This is a genomic window from Oleiphilus sp. HI0066, assembly GCF_001635725.1.
This window is the reverse complement of record NZ_LWFH01000871.1, coordinates 1-270: the sequence shown is the minus strand read 5'-3', so window position 1 is coordinate 270 and position 270 is coordinate 1. Positions and strand designations below refer to the sequence as shown.

Sequence of the window (270 nt, the reverse complement as noted above, 5' to 3'; positions counted from 1 at the left end):
AAGATTAGTTCTGTCGTTGACAGCCTACCCTCACTTCAAGCAGTCATTAGTTTTAACCCTATTGATCGCGACACATCCCATATCCTGACACTCAATACTGCTAAGCACTTAGATTGGATTAATGCGATTAAGAGTAACGACAAGATCAAACTTCATTTTGAAGAAGTCGATTTTAACGACCCGCTTTATATCCTTTATTCATCAGGCACAACTGGAAAGCCTAAATGCATTGTTCATGGAGTGGGCGGAACCTTACTTCAACACATCAAG

At 40.4% G+C, this 270-nt stretch carries 1 protein-coding gene; it reads left to right on the top strand.

The genetic code is table 11. From position 1 onward, the window contains the following. Nucleotides 1–270: AMP-binding protein (locus A3738_RS10005; protein WP_156504176.1), on the top strand; the 270-nt coding region annotated here is incomplete at both ends.